The 18,584-nt window shown below is 54.6% G+C and carries 14 protein-coding genes and 2 pseudogenes; 7 read left to right on the top strand and 9 right to left on the bottom strand.

Translation table 11 applies throughout. From position 1 onward, the window contains the following. Window positions 1-43: 43 nt before the first annotated feature. Window positions 44-1,705, top strand: a complete 1,662-nt coding sequence (locus tag CRP02_RS02690) for a restriction endonuclease (RefSeq protein ID WP_097170152.1) — start codon at window positions 44-46, stop codon at window positions 1,703-1,705. Window positions 1,706-1,909: 204 nt separating this feature from the next. Further along, a complete protein-coding gene (locus CRP02_RS02685) occupies window positions 1,910-2,800 on the top strand; it encodes a DUF4238 domain-containing protein (protein ID WP_097170151.1) in 891 nt (296 codons plus the stop codon). A gap of 71 nt (window positions 2,801-2,871) precedes the next feature. On the opposite strand, the pseudogene CRP02_RS27820 reads toward CRP02_RS02685, so the two are convergent. From CRP02_RS27820 to CRP02_RS02670, 3 genes and pseudogenes are all read right to left on the bottom strand, one after another. Beyond that, window positions 2,872-3,017: pseudogene (locus tag CRP02_RS27820) on the bottom strand (sarcosine oxidase subunit gamma); the annotation flags it as partial. Window positions 3,018-3,086: 69 nt separating this feature from the next. Next, window positions 3,087-3,824, bottom strand: coding sequence for a response regulator transcription factor (locus tag CRP02_RS02675; protein ID WP_097170149.1), 738 nt, complete (start codon window positions 3,822-3,824; stop codon window positions 3,087-3,089). Between the two features lie 129 nt (window positions 3,825-3,953). Further along, window positions 3,954-6,014 (bottom strand): ATP-binding protein, encoded by a 2,061-nt coding sequence (locus CRP02_RS02670; protein ID WP_097170148.1) that lies wholly within the window; start codon window positions 6,012-6,014, stop codon window positions 3,954-3,956. 487 nt (window positions 6,015-6,501) lie between these two features. Here CRP02_RS02670 and CRP02_RS02665 point away from each other — a divergent pair, with 487 nt between their 5' ends. The 3 genes from CRP02_RS02665 (at window position 6,502) to CRP02_RS02655 (ending at window position 12,714) form a co-directional block, all read left to right on the top strand. After that, on the top strand, window positions 6,502-9,777 hold the full coding sequence (locus CRP02_RS02665) for an IPT/TIG domain-containing protein (protein ID WP_179783920.1): 3,276 nt from the start codon (window positions 6,502-6,504) through the stop codon (window positions 9,775-9,777). A 98-nt stretch (window positions 9,778-9,875) separates the two neighbouring features. Beyond that, a complete protein-coding gene (locus tag CRP02_RS02660) occupies window positions 9,876-10,937 on the top strand; it encodes a hypothetical protein (RefSeq protein WP_097170146.1) in 1,062 nt (353 codons plus the stop codon). Between the two features lie 25 nt (window positions 10,938-10,962). Next, complete coding sequence (locus CRP02_RS02655; protein WP_143539305.1) at window positions 10,963-12,714, top strand: MAC/perforin domain-containing protein; 1,752 nt, start codon at window positions 10,963-10,965, stop codon at window positions 12,712-12,714. 117 nt (window positions 12,715-12,831) lie between these two features. On the opposite strand, the gene CRP02_RS02650 is transcribed toward CRP02_RS02655, so the two are convergent. Beyond that, complete coding sequence (locus CRP02_RS02650; protein ID WP_414896230.1) at window positions 12,832-13,245, bottom strand: transposase; 414 nt, start codon at window positions 13,243-13,245, stop codon at window positions 12,832-12,834. A gap of 410 nt (window positions 13,246-13,655) precedes the next feature. Here CRP02_RS02650 and CRP02_RS02645 point away from each other — a divergent pair, with 410 nt between their 5' ends. Next, window positions 13,656-14,141, top strand: coding sequence for a hypothetical protein (locus tag CRP02_RS02645; RefSeq protein ID WP_097170144.1), 486 nt, complete (start codon window positions 13,656-13,658; stop codon window positions 14,139-14,141). Between the two features lie 216 nt (window positions 14,142-14,357). Here the strand turns inward: CRP02_RS02645 and CRP02_RS02640 are convergent, their stop codons facing one another. From CRP02_RS02640 to CRP02_RS02620, 5 genes and pseudogenes are all read right to left on the bottom strand, one after another. Then, window positions 14,358-14,888, bottom strand: coding sequence for a hypothetical protein (locus CRP02_RS02640; protein ID WP_080814959.1), 531 nt, complete (start codon window positions 14,886-14,888; stop codon window positions 14,358-14,360). A 25-nt stretch (window positions 14,889-14,913) separates the two neighbouring features. Next, a complete protein-coding gene (locus CRP02_RS02635) occupies window positions 14,914-15,498 on the bottom strand; it encodes a hypothetical protein (RefSeq protein ID WP_097170143.1) in 585 nt (194 codons plus the stop codon). Window positions 15,499-15,632: 134 nt separating this feature from the next. Continuing rightward, a complete protein-coding gene (locus CRP02_RS02630; RefSeq protein ID WP_097170142.1) occupies window positions 15,633-15,836 on the bottom strand; it encodes a hypothetical protein in 204 nt (67 codons plus the stop codon). Between the two features lie 210 nt (window positions 15,837-16,046). Further along, window positions 16,047-16,700: pseudogene (locus tag CRP02_RS02625) on the bottom strand (IS3 family transposase); the annotation flags it as partial. Window positions 16,701-16,731: 31 nt separating this feature from the next. Then, on the bottom strand, window positions 16,732-17,688 hold the full coding sequence (locus CRP02_RS02620) for a GlxA family transcriptional regulator (RefSeq protein ID WP_323455312.1): 957 nt from the start codon (window positions 17,686-17,688) through the stop codon (window positions 16,732-16,734). 85 nt (window positions 17,689-17,773) lie between these two features. On the opposite strand from CRP02_RS02620, the gene CRP02_RS02615 reads away from it, so the two are divergent. Beyond that, a complete protein-coding gene (locus tag CRP02_RS02615) occupies window positions 17,774-18,439 on the top strand; it encodes a DJ-1/PfpI family protein (RefSeq protein ID WP_097170141.1) in 666 nt (221 codons plus the stop codon). The last annotated feature ends 145 nt before the right edge of the window (window positions 18,440-18,584 follow it).

Below are 18,584 nucleotides of genomic sequence, written 5' to 3'. Positions count from 1 at the left end.
TGCTGCCAGCGTGAGAGTGAATTATAGAAAGGGGGAAGCTGAGATGGCTCGACGGGGTGGGTTAGAGAAATTTGTGATGGCGATGGCGCGGGAGGCCGCGCGGCAGCAGCGCATAAGTGTGGCCAATCGCAAGCGCCAAATACGGGAAGCGGAGCGACAGGTTCGCGAGGCTGAGCGCGATGAGCGGGTAAGATTGCGGGACGAAACTCGGTATCAAAAGCAGCAGATAGTTTCTCAGCGGGAGACACAGAAGGCCGAAGCGGTCCGCAGGTTAGAAGACCGGCAACAGGAAGCGGACAGGAAGAACGACGCGATTGCCGATCGGCTGAAGGAGCTGGAAGACATTCTGATAGACACGTTGGCCGTCGACGATACATTGGATTTTGATAGCCTGCGGGTAAGCCAGAACGCACCGACTCTAAAACTGGGTGCTGCGCTGGAAACCGAGGTGCAATCGCCGCAGCTTGAGCACTACCTTGCCGATGTACGGAAGCCGTCCAAAATTGCGTCGCTTATGCCTGGCACGAAGGGCCGCCACAAACGAGCCGTCGAAGAGGCGGAAAATCGTTATGCTGCCGACTTGGATGCTTGGCAGAAAGCCGAGACAAAACGGACAGACACGGTGCGCTCACTCAGGAGCAAGCATGATGACGAGCTGAATGCTTTCAAATTGAAGGTTTCTCAACGGGATGCCGAAGTTGACTCGTTCAGGGATCTTTATTTCTCTGCAGATCCCGATGCTGTTATCGCCTATAATACGATGGTTCTGGAGCGGTCAGCTTATCCCGAAGATTTTCCGAGAGCCTTCTCCATCGGATATTCTGCGACCTCGAAACAATTGGTCATTGAATTTGAACTGCCGACTGTAGATGTCGTGCCGCAATCGTCTGAGTTCCGATTCATAAAGGCTCGCGATATTATCGAAGCAAAGCCGCGAAAAGCCACCGAGACCAAAGCACTTTATCAGGATCTGGTTGCAAGCATCGCGTTGCGAACGTTGCATGAGGTGTTCGAGGCTGATCAAGCGCAGGCGATCGACACATGCTGTTTCAATGGTTTCATTCATACGGTCGACCTAGCGACGGGCCGTGATGTTCAACCTCACCTGATTTCCGTCAGGACAACGAAACCTTTATTCTCCGAGATCAATCTGGCGCGGGTCGATAAGGCAACTTGCCTCAGAAATCTGGGCGCGGCCGTATCGCGACATGCCGCCGAGGCGCAGGCTGTTAAACCTATCGTCGAGTTCAACATGATGGATGCGAGGTTTATCGACCAGACGGATCTTGTTTCCGGGTTGGGTTCTGCGCCGAACCTGATGGACCTAACCCCGGGCGAATTTGAGATACTCGTCGCAAATCTGTTTGGTCAAATGGGGCTGGAATCCAAGTTAACACGTTCGTCAAGGGACGGTGGTGTGGATTGTATCGCCTATGACAAACGGCCAATTCTGGGCGGAAAGGTCGTTATTCAGGCCAAGCGCTACCGCCATACCGTCGGCGTTTCTGCGGTGAGAGACCTCTACGGCACTATGATGAACGAAGGGGCCAACAAAGGCATTCTTGTCACTACCAGCGGGTACGGGCCTGATGCTTTCAATTTTGCATCGGACAAGCCGATCGAACTAATTGACGGCGGTGGGCTGCTCTATCTGCTTCAGGAGATAGGGACCGAGGCAAGGATCATCTTTCCACCCTCTTCGTAAAAGCTTCCGAGGAATACAGCGCGGGTGCCGATCATCTGATCAGGTCTGTGCTAGACGGACTACCTAATCGCTGAGCAGGCAGTGAAGCATTGATTTGAAGGTGCCGTAGCTACACGATCACTTATCAGAGCCGCGATGTCTTCGAGCTGCTTGCACTCAGCACGGGGCGGAGCAACCAACAGAATTTGTTGAGCATGGAGGACTATGAAACATCACTACATTCCGCAGTTTTACCTCAAGCCGTGGCAAGGCGCCGATGGAAAGCTTGAAGTTTTTCACCGGCGAATTGATGGCCTCATCGTTAACAAGCGCATGCATCGTAAGGCCACAGGATATGCGGTAGATTTATATAAGCTTCCGGGCGTCTCTTTTGCCGACGAGCATAAAATGGAAAGCGCTTTCATGGCGCCTATTGATGATGAAGCGGTCCAGGCTCGTGATCTGCTCTTGGGGGACATTACGCCAGCAGGCGGGAGAACCCGCAACGCTTGGGCGCGGTTTGTCCTGTCTTTGATGCTGCGCAATCCGGAAGAAGTCGCCGCGTTCAAAAAGAGCTACACCGACCTCATTATGACGCCACAGCGGGAATTTCAGTCGAAATACGCCGCAATCAAACAGGAGCAAGACCCCGCTCTCTTTGAAGATTGGATGGTGCAGTATGACGCGACGCACGTCGAACGGTCAGCGATGTTCGCTATCACGACCTTCATTGAACACCCACCCGTGCTGCATCTCCTCCAACGGATGCATTGGATGATTATTGATACCAGCTCCGTGAAACGACGGCTGATGACTTCGGACCGTCCAGTGATGCTGACACAAGGAATGTTGCAGTATGCAGGGCATTATGCACTTCCGATAAGTCCAACACGGCTATTCCTCGCGGCGACGACTGTTGATTTTGCTCAGCAATTTGCGGCTCTGCGACCGGGTAAAATTGTTCGAGAAATCAATAAGCTGGTCGTAGGGCAGGCGCGCAAATTCGTTTATGCTGTCGATGGCGCTCATCTGGCTGACGTCCGGCGCGAAATGGGAAAACAGCCTCCACCTACCATACTGGGCCCTATGCTTAAGGCCGCCGAAAACAGGGGGTGATCGACGGAAAAATCAAACCTGAAAAGACCTTTGATATCAATTTTCTAACAAAAAAGCTGGGTGTCGAGAGTTCATATTGGTTCAAGGCGGGGCAGGGCAAGATCGTTTCGAAGGTTTTCCGCAAAACCACGCAACACGATGACTGCGAAGGTCTCTTCATCGCGGCGAGTGATACGGGCCGCGATATGCCGATCAGTGTCGTCGCCGATTGCCCGACTAGCACCGGAACGTTCCCCGATTAAAGTGGGAGCTAACAGCTGGAAAACTTCGGGCAAAAACCCGTGTCTCAGGAGATTATTATCGTGCCGGAAAAATGAAACCCTACAGCATGAACCACATGGACTGGCAATTCCATTCCTGTTTCACGAACCTTCAGGCGCAATCGTCGCAGAACGGCGTCGAGGCTGCGCGTCTCCGGTGATATATCCTGATAACCCATCGCCTGGGCAATATCCGCTCTGGAAACAATGTGCCCTTCTCCTGTGGCAAGACACAAAATCAGCTTCGCCTCACGGCCGGACAACCTGATCGCGGCCCCCTGTGGGGAGACAAGGCGCTGTGCAGCGCGGTCGAAAAACCAGTTTGCGGCTGGTTGCGGTGTCTCTCCGGAAGCTGATCCGGTTTGCCTTATCCTGCTTGCCAGATTTCTGATCGCGAAGACCAGTTCGTCTCCATCAACCGGCTTCGTCAAATATAGATTCGCGCCTTCGGCATAGCCCCGAAGCTTGTCATCCCGTAGCGTTCGGGCCGTCAGGATGATGATACCCAGATTGCTCTTTTCCACTATGGACCGTGTTATGTCGAACCCGCTGGAGTCCGGCAGGTTGACATCGATGATCGCGATGTCAAAGACATCCGTGGTAAATGCCTGCTCAAATTCTGCACCGTTCGCCACTGCCGTTACAGCGAATGCGTTGAGGCGAAGAAAATCCGTCACCCCTTGCCGTAGATCGAAGTCGTCTTCAACGAGGATGACACGAACGGTTTGATGCTGCTCCGACTGTTTTACATTTGGATATGCCATAGATTCCTGAAGCACTGTCTCGACGTTTTAGTTCTGTGTCGGATAGTCCGGAGCGACCTTGGAAGGCACCTTATCTGTTCCTGCCTCGACCGCAACTGTATGAAATTGGTGGTGATTCAATCGGCTGGTTCATTCGAGAGAGGGCAAAACGATGGTTGCCTCTGTGCCGCCTTCTGCCCGCCCGCAGAGCATGAAGCGCCCTCCATGGGCATCTGTGGTGCGTTTTACCAACGACAATCCTGCTCCTGTTCCCTCGATGTGAGCTACATTGCTGCCACGCACGGTATTCCTGGTGAGATCTTCAACCTGATCATTCCCGATACCGATACCATGATCCGTGACCCGCAGATGAACCTCGCCCGCTTCGCAAAAAACATCCAGCCAAACCTGGGTGGAACCAAGCGGGGCCGAAAATTTGATCGCATTTTCAAGCAGATTGATAATGGCGAGCCTTAACATTTCCCGATCTGCGCTAATTCGCGCTATTTTCGCTTCTGTGGTCAGCACGACATTCAACGTGATTCCATGGAAAAGGTCGCGGGTGCCGGGAGTTGCTATCTCGACCAGCTCGGACACATTTGTTTCCAGAAAATATGGCTGGTATACCAGTCCCTGGATCTTGCTTCGCGTCAGGTTGGTTTCCAGCACCTCGACCAGTCGCGTAATGCCGACACGCGCACGATCCAGTCTTTCCCGGTTGGGTTCATCGTTTTTCGGCAACGTCAGACGGATGCTTTCAAGATTGGTGCGGATAACGCCGAGAGGCGTCCGGTACTGATGGGAGATGACTTCCATGAAACGAACTTGCTGTTCCTGTGTCTGTAGCTCCGCCTGAAGCGCATTTTCAGCCACACGCCTTGCCTCTTCAAGTTCGAGTGTTCGTCTCCGCACAAGGTCGTGGGCGTGCCATTCGGCATTATTGGCCGCCTGGAGAGCACGCCGATCCGCCTCTCTTGCCGCAGCCTCCGCTTTGCGAAGCCGCACGGCCAAAGAACCGGTGAGCAGGGTAAAATGGATGATGCTTGTCGCGGCATAAGAGCCGGCGACCCAACTCGGCAAAGGAAAAATGCCGTAACGCTGGCCGTTGGTCATCACCAACCCGGCCCACAGCAAGCTGAACGCCGCGAAATTCAGGCCATGCTGCGCATCGCGGGAACGGGCGAAATCCACAAAGGCAACGACCATGGCCAGTGTGGTGAGCATCAGAATTACTGGCCCCGCCACGATTATGAAATAGCGGTTCACGCCCGAAAAAACACACAAGACACCGATAATACCAGTCAATGCTGCAAACCGGCAGTAAAGATCAAGCCGGCGGTAGCGTTGCCGAAGCTCCAGAATGCCCGCAATAGATAAAGCGCCCGCTGTCAGGCCGAACCATGATGAAGTGCTGGTCAGATAGTCGTTGCCCAGCCCGCCCTCTGTGAAAATCATCAGCCTGGCCAGACCAAGGCTGCCAAAATAGGTAGAGCTGACAGCCAGAATGTCCATGGCAAGAATGAAGTAGAAATTCTTTCTGTCGAAATAAAAAAAGAAAAACTGGATGATGAACAATATGCTCATGCCTCCAAACCACATTCCTCGCACAATATTCTGGACGATCGATCTGTATTCGTAATTGTCGGGGGAGAACACATCCACCGATACATTGAGGCTGGCGTCTTGATTGCGGGCGCGCAGATAGATGACAACCGTCTGGCCAGGAAGCAGATCGACAGGAAGAATGTTGGCAGAGGTGTTGAGATTGAAAGGTGAGCGCGGCGAATGATCGCCCATCGTATAGCGATCGAAATCCGTCGCGTTCATCACATCCTTCTGCACGCCAATATAAACGTCCAGCTCGTCCGTGAAATTGGGCATCAGCGAGAGAAGAAGCTTCCCGGGATATTTGGCTTGCGGGGGGAGGGCGAGTGCGAACTTCATCCAGACCGATGTGCGAACGAACCCCAGATTGACATCCTGCCCTGGAATTGGCGAAAAAAGCGATTGCTGCCGGAGCATATCATTCAGTGTTGTGGTTTCATCCGCAACAAAGGCGACGTCGATGAAGCCGCTCAGGGACAGGGAGCCGGATAATCCGGCCGGAACCTCCCGAACCCGCATTCCGGACCCGCTATCATCGGCACGAATAGCTGCGGCGCTCAAAATCAATGCCACCGATATCGTCATAAACAGCTTTAGTATCGACATGAGCTACAGCTGGACCTCTTCAATGCCCTTCCAGCGCACTCTGAAGCAGAGTTGCGCAGATATCAGGTTGCCCCTCGCTTCCGGACATGACGTTGTCAAGTCTGATCTGTCAAAGGATAAGCCAAACGGGTTCGGTAACGGAGACGGCGGAATACGAACCGACCGCATGGGTATAAGGTGGCGTCGACCCGCTGCCTTATGTCGTTTTCCGCGCCCATTCGTAAATCTGTGACGCCTGTTGCCGTGCGGGCACGCTTTACGTTCCAAACCGTTCCAAACCGTTCCAGTTGCGTCCTGTTCGACGCGATACAACCCGCCTATGCTTCTGTACGATTCACATGTGCATACCGCAATACAACGCTTATCCGATGGAAATTTGTGTCAAATGATTGGTTTCAAGGCCAGAGTCTTGCCGCTTGAAAACGTATTTTCTCCGGGACGTTGGCAAACATGGCTCAGACGTTCACTTCTTTTTGCAGCGCTGTCGATGCTGGCTATTGCAACTGGCGCATCTCCGGCAATGGCACTGTCTGCCGCCTGTACCACACTGAACAGTAAAAGCGGCACAAGCTTCTATACCCAGACATTTGCGGCATCGGCTTTCGAAGCCGGGGAAACGGTCACTGTTTCGTTTACCGATAACGGAGGCGACCCGAAGACTGTCCCGGAAATTCAGTCTGGCCAGATCAGACTGAACAGTAGCGATAGCGCGACCGTATTCTATCGATATTCAACCTATACGGGTGCGGCGGGGTCTTACTCCGGCAGCCACAACTCGATCGATACCGATGGCCTTAGCATCACAATCAACACCAAGTCCTATCTGGACTCAGTCATGATCGTTTGTGCAGGACCGGCCGCCGCGCTGAACCCGCCGGTCGCCAATGCGGCATCCGCGACCGTCGTCGCTGACACATCCGATAACCCGGTAACGCTGAATATCACCGGCGGCACGCCGACAACGGTCGGCATTGGCACGCAGGCCAGCCATGGCACGGCAACGGCATCGGGCACATCCATCACCTATACGCCCACCGCAGGCTATACAGGTTCCGACAGCTTCACCTACACCGCAGAGAATGCCGATGGCGTCTCGGCCGCCGCAACCGTATCCGTCACCGTCAACCCCGCCGTACCGACCCTGACCGGCGTCTCGCCTGCGTCCGGCAGTACAGCGGGCGGCACCGTGCTGACGATTACCGGCACCAATCTCACCGGTGCGACAGGCGTGACCATCGGCGGAACGGCGGCAACAGGCGTCAACGTCATATCCGCCACATCGATCACGGCAACCACACCCGCCCGTGCCGCGGGCGCAGTCAATGTCGCCGTCACCACACCGGGTGGTTCCGATGTGCTGGTCAACAGCTTCACATACGTCGCGCTGAACCCGCCGGTCGCCAATGCGGCATCCGCGACCGTCGTCGCTGACACATCCGATAACCCGGTAACGCTGAATATCACCGGCGGCACGCCGACAACGGTCGGCATTGGCACGCAGGCCAGCCACGGCACGGCAACAGCATCGGGCACATCCATCACCTATACGCCCACCACAGGCTATACAGGTTCCGACAGCTTCACCTACACCGCAGAGAATGCCGATGGCGTCTCGGCCGCCGCAACCGTATCCGTCACCGTCAACCCCGCCGTACCGACCCTGACCGGCGTCTCGCCTGCGTCCGGCAGTACAGCGGGCGGCACCGTCCTGACGATTACCGGCGCCAATCTCACCGGTGCGACAGGCGTGACCATCGGCGGAACGGCGGCAACAGGCGTCAACGTCATATCCGCCACATCGATCACGGCAACCACACCCGCCCATGCCGCAGGCGCAGTCAATGTCGCCGTCACCACACCGGGTGGTGTAGCGACAATTGCGAATGGATTTACCTTCCAGGCGCAAACCGTCACCATTGCGCCTGCCAGCGGAACGATACCTGACGGCACTATCGGCATTGCCTATAGTCAGGCACTCTCCGTAACAGGGGCGGCGGGGCCATATGTCTTTGCAGTGTCCGGGTCTGTTCCGCCCGGCCTAACGGTCGATACGGCCAGCGGCCTTATTTCCGGAACACCGGCCACCGTCGGAAATTACAGCTTTACGGTAACAGCGACGGGCGGCAATGGTGCCACAGCTTCTGTCAACTACTCCGCGACCATCGCAAGCCCCCGGACGGCTATCGTCTTCACAACGCCTTCCGGTGCCCTGAAAGAAGCCATGGCGGGCGAAGATTACAGCCAGCAGATCACTGCCACAGGCGGAACGGGTTCGCTGCTCTACAGTCTCGCCTCCGGATCGCTGCCAGCGGGTATGGTACTTAACGTTTCTACAGGCGAGTTGACCGGTCCGGTGGCTGCCGATGCAAACTCAGGGGCTTATGCGTTCAGTATCGAGGCCCATGACGCAAACGGCTCCTCCGCAGCCGCAGGTTACACGCTGACCGTCAATCCAAGGTCCGTGACCGTCACCGACAAGGTCGTCGACATCACCGACGGCTCTTCACCCCCGGATGTTTATCTCAACCGCGGTGCTACAGGTGGCCCTTTCGTTCGCGCCGATACCACTTTTGTCGAGCCGGCCAATGCAGGTACGGTGACCATCATTCAGGGCCAGCTGGCGCAGTCCGGTCCTGTCGTTACGCCAGTTGGCTGGTACTTGCAGTTTACGCCAAACCCCGCCTATTCCGGTCAGGTCCGCATCGGCTTCAGGCTGACCAGCGCGCTGGGTGTCTCCAATACCGGCACAGTGACATACAATATCGGTTACGATGCGGATAAGGTTGAATCAGACGTTGATCGGCTCGTCCAGGGCTTCGTGCGCACGCGCCAGAGCATGATTTCATCGACCATTTATGTTCCAGGTCTTCTCGAGCGCCGGCAGATGGCCGAGGCTACGGGGCCGGTCACCGCACTCATGACGCCTTCAGAGAACGGCATGACCGCCAGTTTTTCCACCAGCCTTGCACAGATCGAGACAGCAAGGGATAGAGCGAATGGCGGTTCCGGCGGCTATTCCTCACCCTTCAACATCTGGATCAACGGCGCCTTCCTTGCCCATAACGACGAGAACATAAACGGCGGAAAATGGGGCAGCTTCGCGATGCTGAATCTCGGGGTGGATTACTTGCTGACGAGCAAGGCGCTGCTCGGCCTGTCCTTCCACCACGACTATATGACCGACCCGACGGATGAGGATGCGGAACTGAAGGGTAACGGCTGGCTTGCCGGACCTTATGCATCCTTCGAGATCGGCAAGGGTGTATTCTGGAATGCCAGCCTGCTTTATGGCGGATCGTCAAACAGCATCGACACGCAGTTCTGGGACGGGACGTTCACGACACGGCGCTGGATGGCCGACACATCCATCGATGGGCAATTGGACCTTGGCGGCGATACGACGCTGAGGCCAAAGCTGAGGGTCGTTTATTTCTCCGAGGACGTGAAAGACTATGCCGTTAAGAACAGCATGGGAGACACCGTCAATATAGACGGCTTTAACACCGAACAGTTTCGCGTCAGCCTTGGAGCCGAAATCGCCCGTTCGTTCACACTCGACAGCGAAGCGAAGTTGGCGCCTAAGTTCGGAATAACAGGCGGCTTTTCCGGCCTTGATGGTACTGGTGCCTTCGCGTCCATGAGGGCTGGCATGTCTCTGCAAACTGCGGATTCGTGGATGCTCGATGCAAGCCTGCTCTTCAATGTAGAAGCTGGCGGCGAAAAATCTGTCGGCGCACGGCTTGGAGCAAGAAAATCCTTCTGAACGACGAACAGCACGGCCAGGTTTATGACAGGCGGAAAACCGCATGGCTGCCTGGCACTGTTCCAACCGGCACGGCTTTTTAAATAAGGACGATACTGATGACAACCGCAGTGTTCTGGAACGCTCAGGGATTGAAACACGGCCCTTCCCTGGAGGCTGGGCAGGCATCGATGTATGGACTTGTGGCGCGCGCCGAATTTCCTGACCTCGTAATTCTGTGCGAAGCTGGCGATCTCACGAAAGTCGATATCGATAGCCTTGCACCGGAAGGGTACGAAAGTCTTTTTGAAGAAAAAGAATCCGAAAAGTACAAATATCCCAACAGTACGAAATACCGGTTTCTTGGCTTCAAGAGGACGTGCACGGCCTTTAAGGCGGAACTTATTCCTGCGGGGCCAAAAAGCAACAGGCCTGCCTTATGTGTCTTTGAAGATAGTGAGATGAAAACGCCCCCGGCTGTGTTCGTACACCTGCCATCAGTAAGCTATGGAACAAGAGCGCAACTTGAAAGCATAAACTCGGCGTTTCAGCACATTTCCCATAATAAATGGACTCCGCCGGCCATATTCATGGGAGACTTCAACGTAGACTTCAGGAATGATAAAAGAATACAAAAATTTATCAACGGAACAGCAAATTCTATAATCAGGGAATATTTCAAACCTGAAAAATCCACAATATTGGATATGCATCACGAGGCGCTGAATTACACCATACATGCGCCACCATATAGCACCCACAACAAGGGCGGAATCCTTGATTGGGCATTCGCATCGAAAGTATACGATGTCACGATCCGCAGTATTGATACTCAGGCCGATCTGACAGCACAACAGCTTGCACTGTTATCGGAAAGACAGAAATCGATTGTCATTGCAGCAAATCCAGCAGGCTCTACGGAGAAAAAATACGAACTCCGGCCAAGAAAAAGCAATCAACGCCCCGGTACAGGCCCTGAAAAAAGCAAGTATCCTCAAGATATCAGCGGTGTAAAGCGCGGTGCGCTTTATCATGGCGATGAGTTCGAGGAAAAATACAATGACGATGACGATAACAGCGATGATGAAAGCAAGTTCGGAGAATATTCTCCATTCGAGGAAACAGTTTTAAAAACTTCGGATCATTACGCAATACATTGCCAATGGAACAGAAGATCGTAATTACGACGGAAAGCGTTATACTCAGATGATAGAATTCTCCGACATAGTAGCCTCCGCCTGTAATGTTGATGCATCTGAGCTGAACTCGCTGGAGCATCCGGTTAAAAACGAGAGTATTCTCGATTACCTATCTCGCGTGAAGCCTGCTTTAGGGACTGCATTGCGCGATGTAAAAGCTGAAAGCAGCGATGGGAAGAGGATGGAACTCGTTAGAAACTGGGGAGCGGGCAGCCCAACCACGACAGCCGAGAGCATCGACAACGAAAAGTTGCTCACCACCGTGCTGCAGAATCATGGTTTCCCGTTTGCCATCGGGTTCGACAAGACCGGGCATGTGAGTGAGGTGAACGGCTCAGCCCGATTTTCGGACGCCCTTACCCACGGCAACCTTTTCGACATAAAAAGCGTCATTCACAATATGACCTTGGCTTCATGCGTCGCCTTCAGTCCTGACAGTGCGAGCCACGCCGAGGCATTCGAAGGCGTAGTCGAAAGCCAGATACACAAATCGTCGGCATTCAAGATCATGTTCTCGGCGAAAGGCTCGGTATCTGTTCCTGGCAGCAAAACAGGGGGGCAATCAAGCGCAGAATATGAGACGTCGAAAGAAAACAAGGTACATACAACCAAAAGAGAAGTCTTTTTCTCTGCCATCCGGCATGTAGAAATAGCAAAGGTGAGGCTTGAAAAGGCGCATGTAAGCCTGACCAAAGCACAGATCGATGATTACAAGGCAATAATATCAGATTTCAAATATCCGCCGGAAGCCGACGAACAAAAGCGCCGCGATACAGTCGCCCAGATCATGCGCAGGCTCGAGAAATGCGGGATCATTGTGCCATTGAGCTACACCATCGGCGGCTCACTGTCGCAACAATTCAGCAATGATGAAACGTCGTCCATCGTTGCCCTGAAGCAGGATTACAATGCTGCTTTCAACGTCCAGTTTAACGCCAGCAACGCTTCAAAACGGCTGGAAGGTGGCGTTGGTGGTGGTTCTGCCAGCTCATTGACATCCACTCAACAGGCGATGTGGGGCAGGTCGATGGCCAGCACCCAGATCAAGGGAGGCGATGGCAGCAAGCAGAACTCTCCTCTCGATTGGGAAAACTCATTGAGCGACTACTCCCGTATTGCGGTCATCGATACGGACAGGGCCTTGCCCGTCTGGGATTTCTTCGATCCCGCGCTCAGAAAAGCATTTTTTGCGATCATTAAAGTCAACGAAATAAAAGAGCACTACCACCGATCGGCAGCCCTTTCCAAACGTCAAGGCATGGCAGCATCTGCCATCATGGACCAGACGAAAGCGCTTGCAGAATTTGGCACCAAAGACGCTTCGAGGTTTACATCTGAGCCAGCCTACTGGACGAGGAATTTTGGCATGGCTGCCAATCTCCTGCCAGAAAGCACGATCTCCGTGCAGCGCAAGGTCCGGTGCGAGTCAAATGTGCTGTGGCAGATCCTTCTTTATTCGACTGCGATTGTTGGAGCTGGCGCTGATGTCAACGACCAGGCATCGCAGACGGAACAGTTTGTTGCTCCGGACGGGTATGTGGTCGGCCGCGTATATGTATCGACCTCCTATGTGCCTTGCGGCCAGTGGAAAGTGCTTGCAGGTGGCCTTGGGCAGCAAAGTATTCAGCTTGAGTTTCAATGGGATCGGGTCCGTAACATGGCCTGGGACGTCACAGTGGAATATGTCTGCTCGTCGGATCTCGCACCGTCATCGGATCTTATGATGAATGAGATGATGTTTGCGATCTTGTCTGGCTGACACCTGTCAGACCGGACAGAAGGGCTTTGGCCTGCGGGCAGTCTCCATAATGTCCGGGTGTTGGGTGTATCAGGATAGGCAAGCCAATGGCATCGGCGACTGCGTGTAGCTTTGTCGTCAGTCCGCCGCGGGAGCGACCGATACAGGCAGCTTCAGCCCCCCTTTTGCACCGGATGCATCCGCGTGGACTTTCGAGATCGTGCTGTCAATCAGCACATATTCGAAATCCGGGGCATCGGCCAGAGCATGGAAAAGCCTTTCCCACACGGCGGCATGTGACCAGCGCCGGAAGCGCGCATGGACGGCGGTCCATTTGCCGAACACCTCTGGCAGATCACGCCAATGCGCCGCATTACCGGCCATCCACAAAATAGCATCAACAAACAGTCGGTTGTTGACCCCGCTACGTCCCGGCAAGCCAATGCGGCCGGGAAGATAGCCTTCGATCCGACCGCATTGCTCATCTGTAAGGGTGCGTCTGCTCAAAGCGTAATATTCCATGCCGAAACACAAGCTGATGACAGTGAGCATAAGCATACGCTTAATTGGCTTCAGCGCACCCCCACGAACGAATAGGTAGATTTTTAGTTGTACATGAGAGGCTTCTCATCTAACAGGGGAAGGCTCTAGTTTACGACAATCTGAAGCAAAACCTCGTGAGGCCTGACAATTCATTGTTTCATCTAGGATTGCGATCGGCATTCCGGATCGACGTGTGAGTTTTTAACGACTGGCCTTGGTGTCTACCGACATTGTGTGTTGATGACTCCGCTGAAATTTTCCAATTCGTCCAAGCGGTTACTCTACGAAGCTACGTTGTCGTAGGTTCAAGTCCTTTCAAGAGCCTAAGAGCTCGCGCTACCCCGCTTCTTCTGTCGTCGTGACCGAAAGCCGTTCTCGTCCTGTGGCCAGACAAACCGGTTCGAAAATACGGGGTTCTTATGATGTTTGTTGCGACCAGGTACGTGATTTTAATTCTGCTAATTTCCTTGGCAACGTTTATCAACTCCAGTCCAGAGAGCATCCGCGGAAACGCAGGGGCGATGGTTTTCAACGTCGCCTACTACAGCGTTGCGGCACTTTTGATTTACTGCATTCTTCTGTTTCTGGCGTCGTCCGCCGTCAGCTTTTTTACAGGCAAGAACAGATTTTCGTTGAGTTTCCAGACCGTATTGCTGGCTGACACGCTATTTTTGTACGCAATGCTAGAGGGTTCCTCTCTGCTGTTTCTGACTGAAAACTCAAGCACCGTTTCGGTTGGAGGGTCGCGAGGAGAATTGGTACGAAATGGGCTGAAAACGATCCTCGGGTGGAGGGACGCCGCTGAGAACGCAATCAGCGGCATACGCTTCGCAATTGGCCTGCATCTCCTGTTCTCCATTCACAACTACATGGCAACAAGAACAGAACCGTCTGCAAAGCGGTGAGACCAGTGGAATCCTTGATCGACCACAATTGGGGATCGGGAAGTGGTTGCTGACAAGTTACCCCTTGGCCGACGTTAACTTCAGTGCTTTGAATAACTACATCTTTGGGATCACCTAAGTTCGCGGTCGTCGGTTTGATACCCAAGTTAGTCAGGAGCAATGTCCAACCGCATCGAGCCATCGGGCACTCATTCGTGGCCTCCAGACATCAACGCGTCACCTTTTGACCGAGGAAGTTTCGACCCACACGTTGAATGGCTTCTGCGGCCCCATGGTTGTAGCGAGTATCACCGCCATCCAAGTATTATTCGGCCGTTCTACTAGGAAGGCAGTTCCGCTGGTCCTGATTTCTTTTGTAACTGTATTCTCGGAGCCTTGAGATAGAGCGGTCTCGAAGGCCATAAACTCGTCGGTCGTACAAATCATCCCTTGTTCACCAACCTTTGCGAGGGCCATAACGAAGTTGAGTTCACAGTGGGAATAGGAAAAATCTTTGAAATCACGATACCCTATGAAGAACTCTCGTCCGCTCGGCATGGTGTAGACGGCACTACCGGTTGTCGGGAGAGATTCCGACGGAGCAGAAAGAACTTCGACAGTCCAATCACCCTTCTTAACGCCGTTCTCTAGCTCACTTGCGCTTGCGCCACTCCCCACGCAAAGTTTCACGACGTCATCGAGAGGGCAAGCAACGGCGGACCCGTTGGTCGATGCTAAGGCAATTGATAAAGTGATTAAAAAGCGCACGCGTTTCTCCCTACAAGACCTGGCTTCAGACGCCACCTAGCCGATACTTCGGTGGAAGTTCGGCGATGGGCAGATCGTCGGCCTTGAACTGCTTACCGGTGGACCATGGAAGCATGTTAAGTACCACACCAATCCCCGCGATAATTGCTGCAACTAAGGGTCTGGTACCCAATTTTTTCAAGCCAGCAAGTTTCAAGCCAGAAAGAAGAGCTCCGAGCGGTTTGATGATCAAAAACGCGATCAACAAGAACGGTAAAGAGACGAGGGCAAGCACCATCGGTATCGCCTCCTCCAGCATTGGGTCACCGCCGCATCTGAGTCGAAGACGTGGGTTATGAGTGACTGCAAAGGGTATCAGTTCCTCCATGAACCTAACGTAGTCGGCGGATCGATCGACGCGTGTCTCTCCCTGCCAATCCAGCGAGGATAGCTGTATTGATGTAAAGAGTGTCCGCAAACGCGCGCTGTAGACCGGAAAACCAGTTGAGCCGACCCCGCTCGTCACGTGAAGGTGCAGGAACCGAAAGGAAGTCCACGGGATAAGGGTAATGGAGTGTCCTCGCCGCACCGAAAGGCCTTTGGCGTCGATGACGTAGGTCGTCGTGACCATCGTGAATCTCGGGCTTTGATAGGGCCTCGGGACTTGCGTGGTAAAGCTGTAGGAAGGAGGGTCGTTCGTCTGCAATTGAGAGCCCTCGTGCGTTCCAAATGAAGAAGTCGGGCTAACCCGGCTTTCATCACTCATTAGAACGGCCAGTAGCTGGCGATGACTTGATACCATTGCTGTGGATGGACCCAAGCGATATCGAGCGCTGCGCACACCAAGAATACCACGATGAAAAGAAGGGCAGCCACAAAAATCGCTGGGACTATAGTATCGCTATCATGCGCGAATTCGTCCGCCGCTTTTTGCTCGTGGACCATTTGAAGCAGGCTTTTTCCGTTCATCTTACCGTTCCTGGTCGTCTCGATCGCGCTTCGCTTTGCGCTCCTGCCTCAGTCCACCAGGGCGGTTCAACTGCCGTGCCGCAGGCTCCATCTGCAAGGCTTCACCTTCTCGAACTGCTGCCTTTTCTTACCACAGGGCGCGCGCCGGAAGAAGTCTCCGAACCGCCCCAGGTTTCTTGACCAGCGGAGGCTAGAGTTTTCCGGCTTCATTCAGGGAGGCGGGCTGGTTGAGCCTCCTGATTTCATCAGCGAGATCGGCACCTTATTGCCGATCGCACCATGCGGCCGAAACTCATTATAGTCTATACGCCAATCCTCCATCTTTTCGCGGGCATCCGCAAGGGTCAGGAACCGGTGCTGATTCAGACATTCGGCGCGGAAGCGGCCATTGAACGCTTCAATGAACGCATTGTCGGTCGGCTTGCCCGGGCGTGAGAAGTCCAAGGTGACGCCTTTGGCGTAGGCCCAAAGGTCAAGATCGCGAGACACGAACTCAGTCCCCTGATCGACACGGATCGTCTTTGGATAGCCGACTTTCCGGCATACCCGTTCCAAGGTTTGCACGACATCTTCACCTCGATAGCTGTGACGTGGATCAAGCACCGGCACATAGCGCGAGAAGGTGTCGACCACCGTGAGCACCGGCAGTTTCTTGCCGGTCGCGAGTTGGTCGTGAACGAAGTCCATGGCCCAGACATCGTTCGGTGCAACGGCTATTTGCCGATCTTCCCGCAGCTTGGCTTTGACCCGTCGCTTCGGCGTCTTGTTACGCAGTTGCAGGCCCAAGTCTCTGTAAATGCTATAGGTTCGCTTGATGTTGGTCCCCCAACCCTCGCGTTCCAACAGTACATGCACGCGACGGTACCGATCCAATGCAACCCAGGGAACACCCGCATCAGCCGCGGAACCTTTCCTGCCATTCTTTTGGCCCGACTCCCAACCTGCGCAGGAACAGCCGCCGCATCGTTTCCGGTGATCCGAAGCCGCACTTCCGGGCAGTCGTTTCGACAGGGGTGCCGGTCTCCAGCAATCCCTGTGCTCTCTCCAGGCGTATCATCTCGACTGCCTCAGCCGGTGTGCGACCTGTCCGTTGCCGATAATGGCGGACAAAGGAGCGGCGGCTCATACCGACCTGTTCCGCAAGGATTTCGAGGGTGACAGGGCGTGCAAGATTTGCGGCGATCCATGCGTGCAGTTCCATAAACCTGTCGTCGACCGTCTGAAGTCCGAGCGGCACACTGAACTGGGACTGGCCTCCCGGTCGCTTGAGGAAAACCACCAGCTCGCGTGCGACGGCGAGAGCGACTGCTCGACCGTGATCTTCCTCCACCATTGCCAGAGCGAGGTCGATCCCTGCCGTCACGCCCGCCGACGTCCACACTGAACCGTCGCGCAGAAAGATCGGGTCGCGTTCAAGACGTACCTTTGGAAATCGTTTTGTGAACTCGTCGCACCGGCGCCAATGGGTAACGGCACGGCGACCATCCAGCAAGCCAGCCTCTGCCAGCAGGAATGCGCCGCTACAAACCGAGGCCATGCGCCGGACACGGCTTGCACGATCGCGAACCCATTCGATCAGTGCCGGGCGGTTGCAGGCAGCGTTTACACCGCTGCCGCCAGCGACGATGGCGGTGTCAGGCGCAGATTTGCTCGTTGGCAAGGTCTGGCAGAGTAACGTTATTCCGGAGTTGCACCTCACTTGCGCCTCTTCGCCGACCAGGGCGACTTCGTAGTGCGCTCCAGCGGCCGTTGCCCGGGAGAATTTGTTGGCGGATGCGAACACCTGGGCGGGACCGGTTGCATCGAGAACCTGGGCATCAGGAAAAACCAGGATTTCAATCTGTCGTAACATCACGATTGGCCTGAAACGAGGGAATATTGGCATTCGTGCCACAACATTTACTGCGATGCTGGCTGCGTCAAGAGAGGAGAAATCAATGACCCTTCACTTTGGTATCCTTTGCTTCCCAGGTGTTCAGCAACTCGATCTTACAGGTCCTTATGAAGTATTCGCCTCTGCACGCGAGACGCAGGTCGATCTCGTCTGGAAGACGACCGAGCGGGTACGTGCGTCGACCGGACTGTGGTTGACACCCGACAGGACCTTTGAGGAAGCGCCAGCCTATGATGTGATATGTGTGCCTGGCGGCGGTGGCGTAAATCCCTTGCTGACCGACACGGAGACGCTGGATTTCGTACGGTCCCAGGCGACAACGGCGCGCTTTGTCACCTCCGTCTGCACCGGTTCACTTGTGCTAGGTCAGGCCGGACTGCTCGCCGGCAAACGGGCCGCTACCCACTGGAACGCAATGGATTTTCTGCAGCGGTTCGGGGCGATCGCGGTGGATGAGCGCGTTGTTCGCAATGGCACGCTGATTACGGCAGGTGGTGTCACCTCGGGGATCGATTTCGGGCTTACTGTCATTGCTGAGCTGATGGGACAGGACGAGGCAGAAATAATTCAGCTGTCGCTGGAATATGCGCCAGCACCACCCTTCGACGCCGGTCTACCCCGCCGGGCCCGTAAGGAAATCGTCGCCGCGGCCCGTCAGCGTATGGCAATGTCGCGAGAGGAAAGGGAGGCCTTGCTGGGGAGGGAGTAGGTGCGCTAACGCGGAGGGCCTGCTCTCAGAGGCGCAGCCGGCGTGTTTCGCTCAGGCTGCTCTTCAACTGATGCCCTCGATGAGTCCGTCGCAGCCCGCTGTTACCGTGGTCAACAGCGATAAGCGCGATAAATTTTGCACTGGA

The sequence above is a fragment of the Rhizobium sp. AN5 genome (genome assembly GCF_900215255.1).
GTDB classification, from domain to species: Bacteria; Pseudomonadota; Alphaproteobacteria; order Rhizobiales; family Rhizobiaceae; genus Agrobacterium; species Agrobacterium tumefaciens.
Note: the sequence above shows the minus strand (reverse complement) of the source record. Positions and strands in the feature narration are given on the sequence as shown.

Excerpts from the sequence above, each read along its gene's own strand:
- CRP02_RS02645 (WP_097170144.1), top strand. The coding sequence starts at position 13,656 with ATGATGTTTGTTGCGACCAGGTACGTGATTTTAATTCTGCTAATTTCC.
- CRP02_RS02660 (WP_097170146.1), top strand. The coding sequence starts at position 9,876 with ATGACAACCGCAGTGTTCTGGAACGCTCAGGGATTGAAACACGGCCCT.
- CRP02_RS02690 (WP_097170152.1), top strand. The coding sequence starts at position 44 with ATGGCTCGACGGGGTGGGTTAGAGAAATTTGTGATGGCGATGGCGCGG.
- CRP02_RS02655 (WP_143539305.1), top strand. The coding sequence starts at position 10,963 with ATGATAGAATTCTCCGACATAGTAGCCTCCGCCTGTAATGTTGATGCA.
- CRP02_RS02675 (WP_097170149.1), bottom strand. The coding sequence starts at position 3,824 with ATGGCATATCCAAATGTAAAACAGTCGGAGCAGCATCAAACCGTTCGT.
- CRP02_RS02670 (WP_097170148.1), bottom strand. The coding sequence starts at position 6,014 with ATGTCGATACTAAAGCTGTTTATGACGATATCGGTGGCATTGATTTTG.
- CRP02_RS02685 (WP_097170151.1), top strand. The coding sequence starts at position 1,910 with ATGAAACATCACTACATTCCGCAGTTTTACCTCAAGCCGTGGCAAGGC.
- CRP02_RS02665 (WP_179783920.1), top strand. The coding sequence starts at position 6,502 with ATGCTGGCTATTGCAACTGGCGCATCTCCGGCAATGGCACTGTCTGCC.
- CRP02_RS02650 (WP_414896230.1), bottom strand. The coding sequence starts at position 13,245 with ATGCTCACTGTCATCAGCTTGTGTTTCGGCATGGAATATTACGCTTTG.
- CRP02_RS02630 (WP_097170142.1), bottom strand. The coding sequence starts at position 15,836 with ATGAACGGAAAAAGCCTGCTTCAAATGGTCCACGAGCAAAAAGCGGCG.
- CRP02_RS02635 (WP_097170143.1), bottom strand. The coding sequence starts at position 15,498 with ATGGTCACGACGACCTACGTCATCGACGCCAAAGGCCTTTCGGTGCGG.
- CRP02_RS02615 (WP_097170141.1), top strand. The coding sequence starts at position 17,774 with ATGACCCTTCACTTTGGTATCCTTTGCTTCCCAGGTGTTCAGCAACTC.
- CRP02_RS02620 (WP_323455312.1), bottom strand. The coding sequence starts at position 17,688 with ATGTTACGACAGATTGAAATCCTGGTTTTTCCTGATGCCCAGGTTCTC.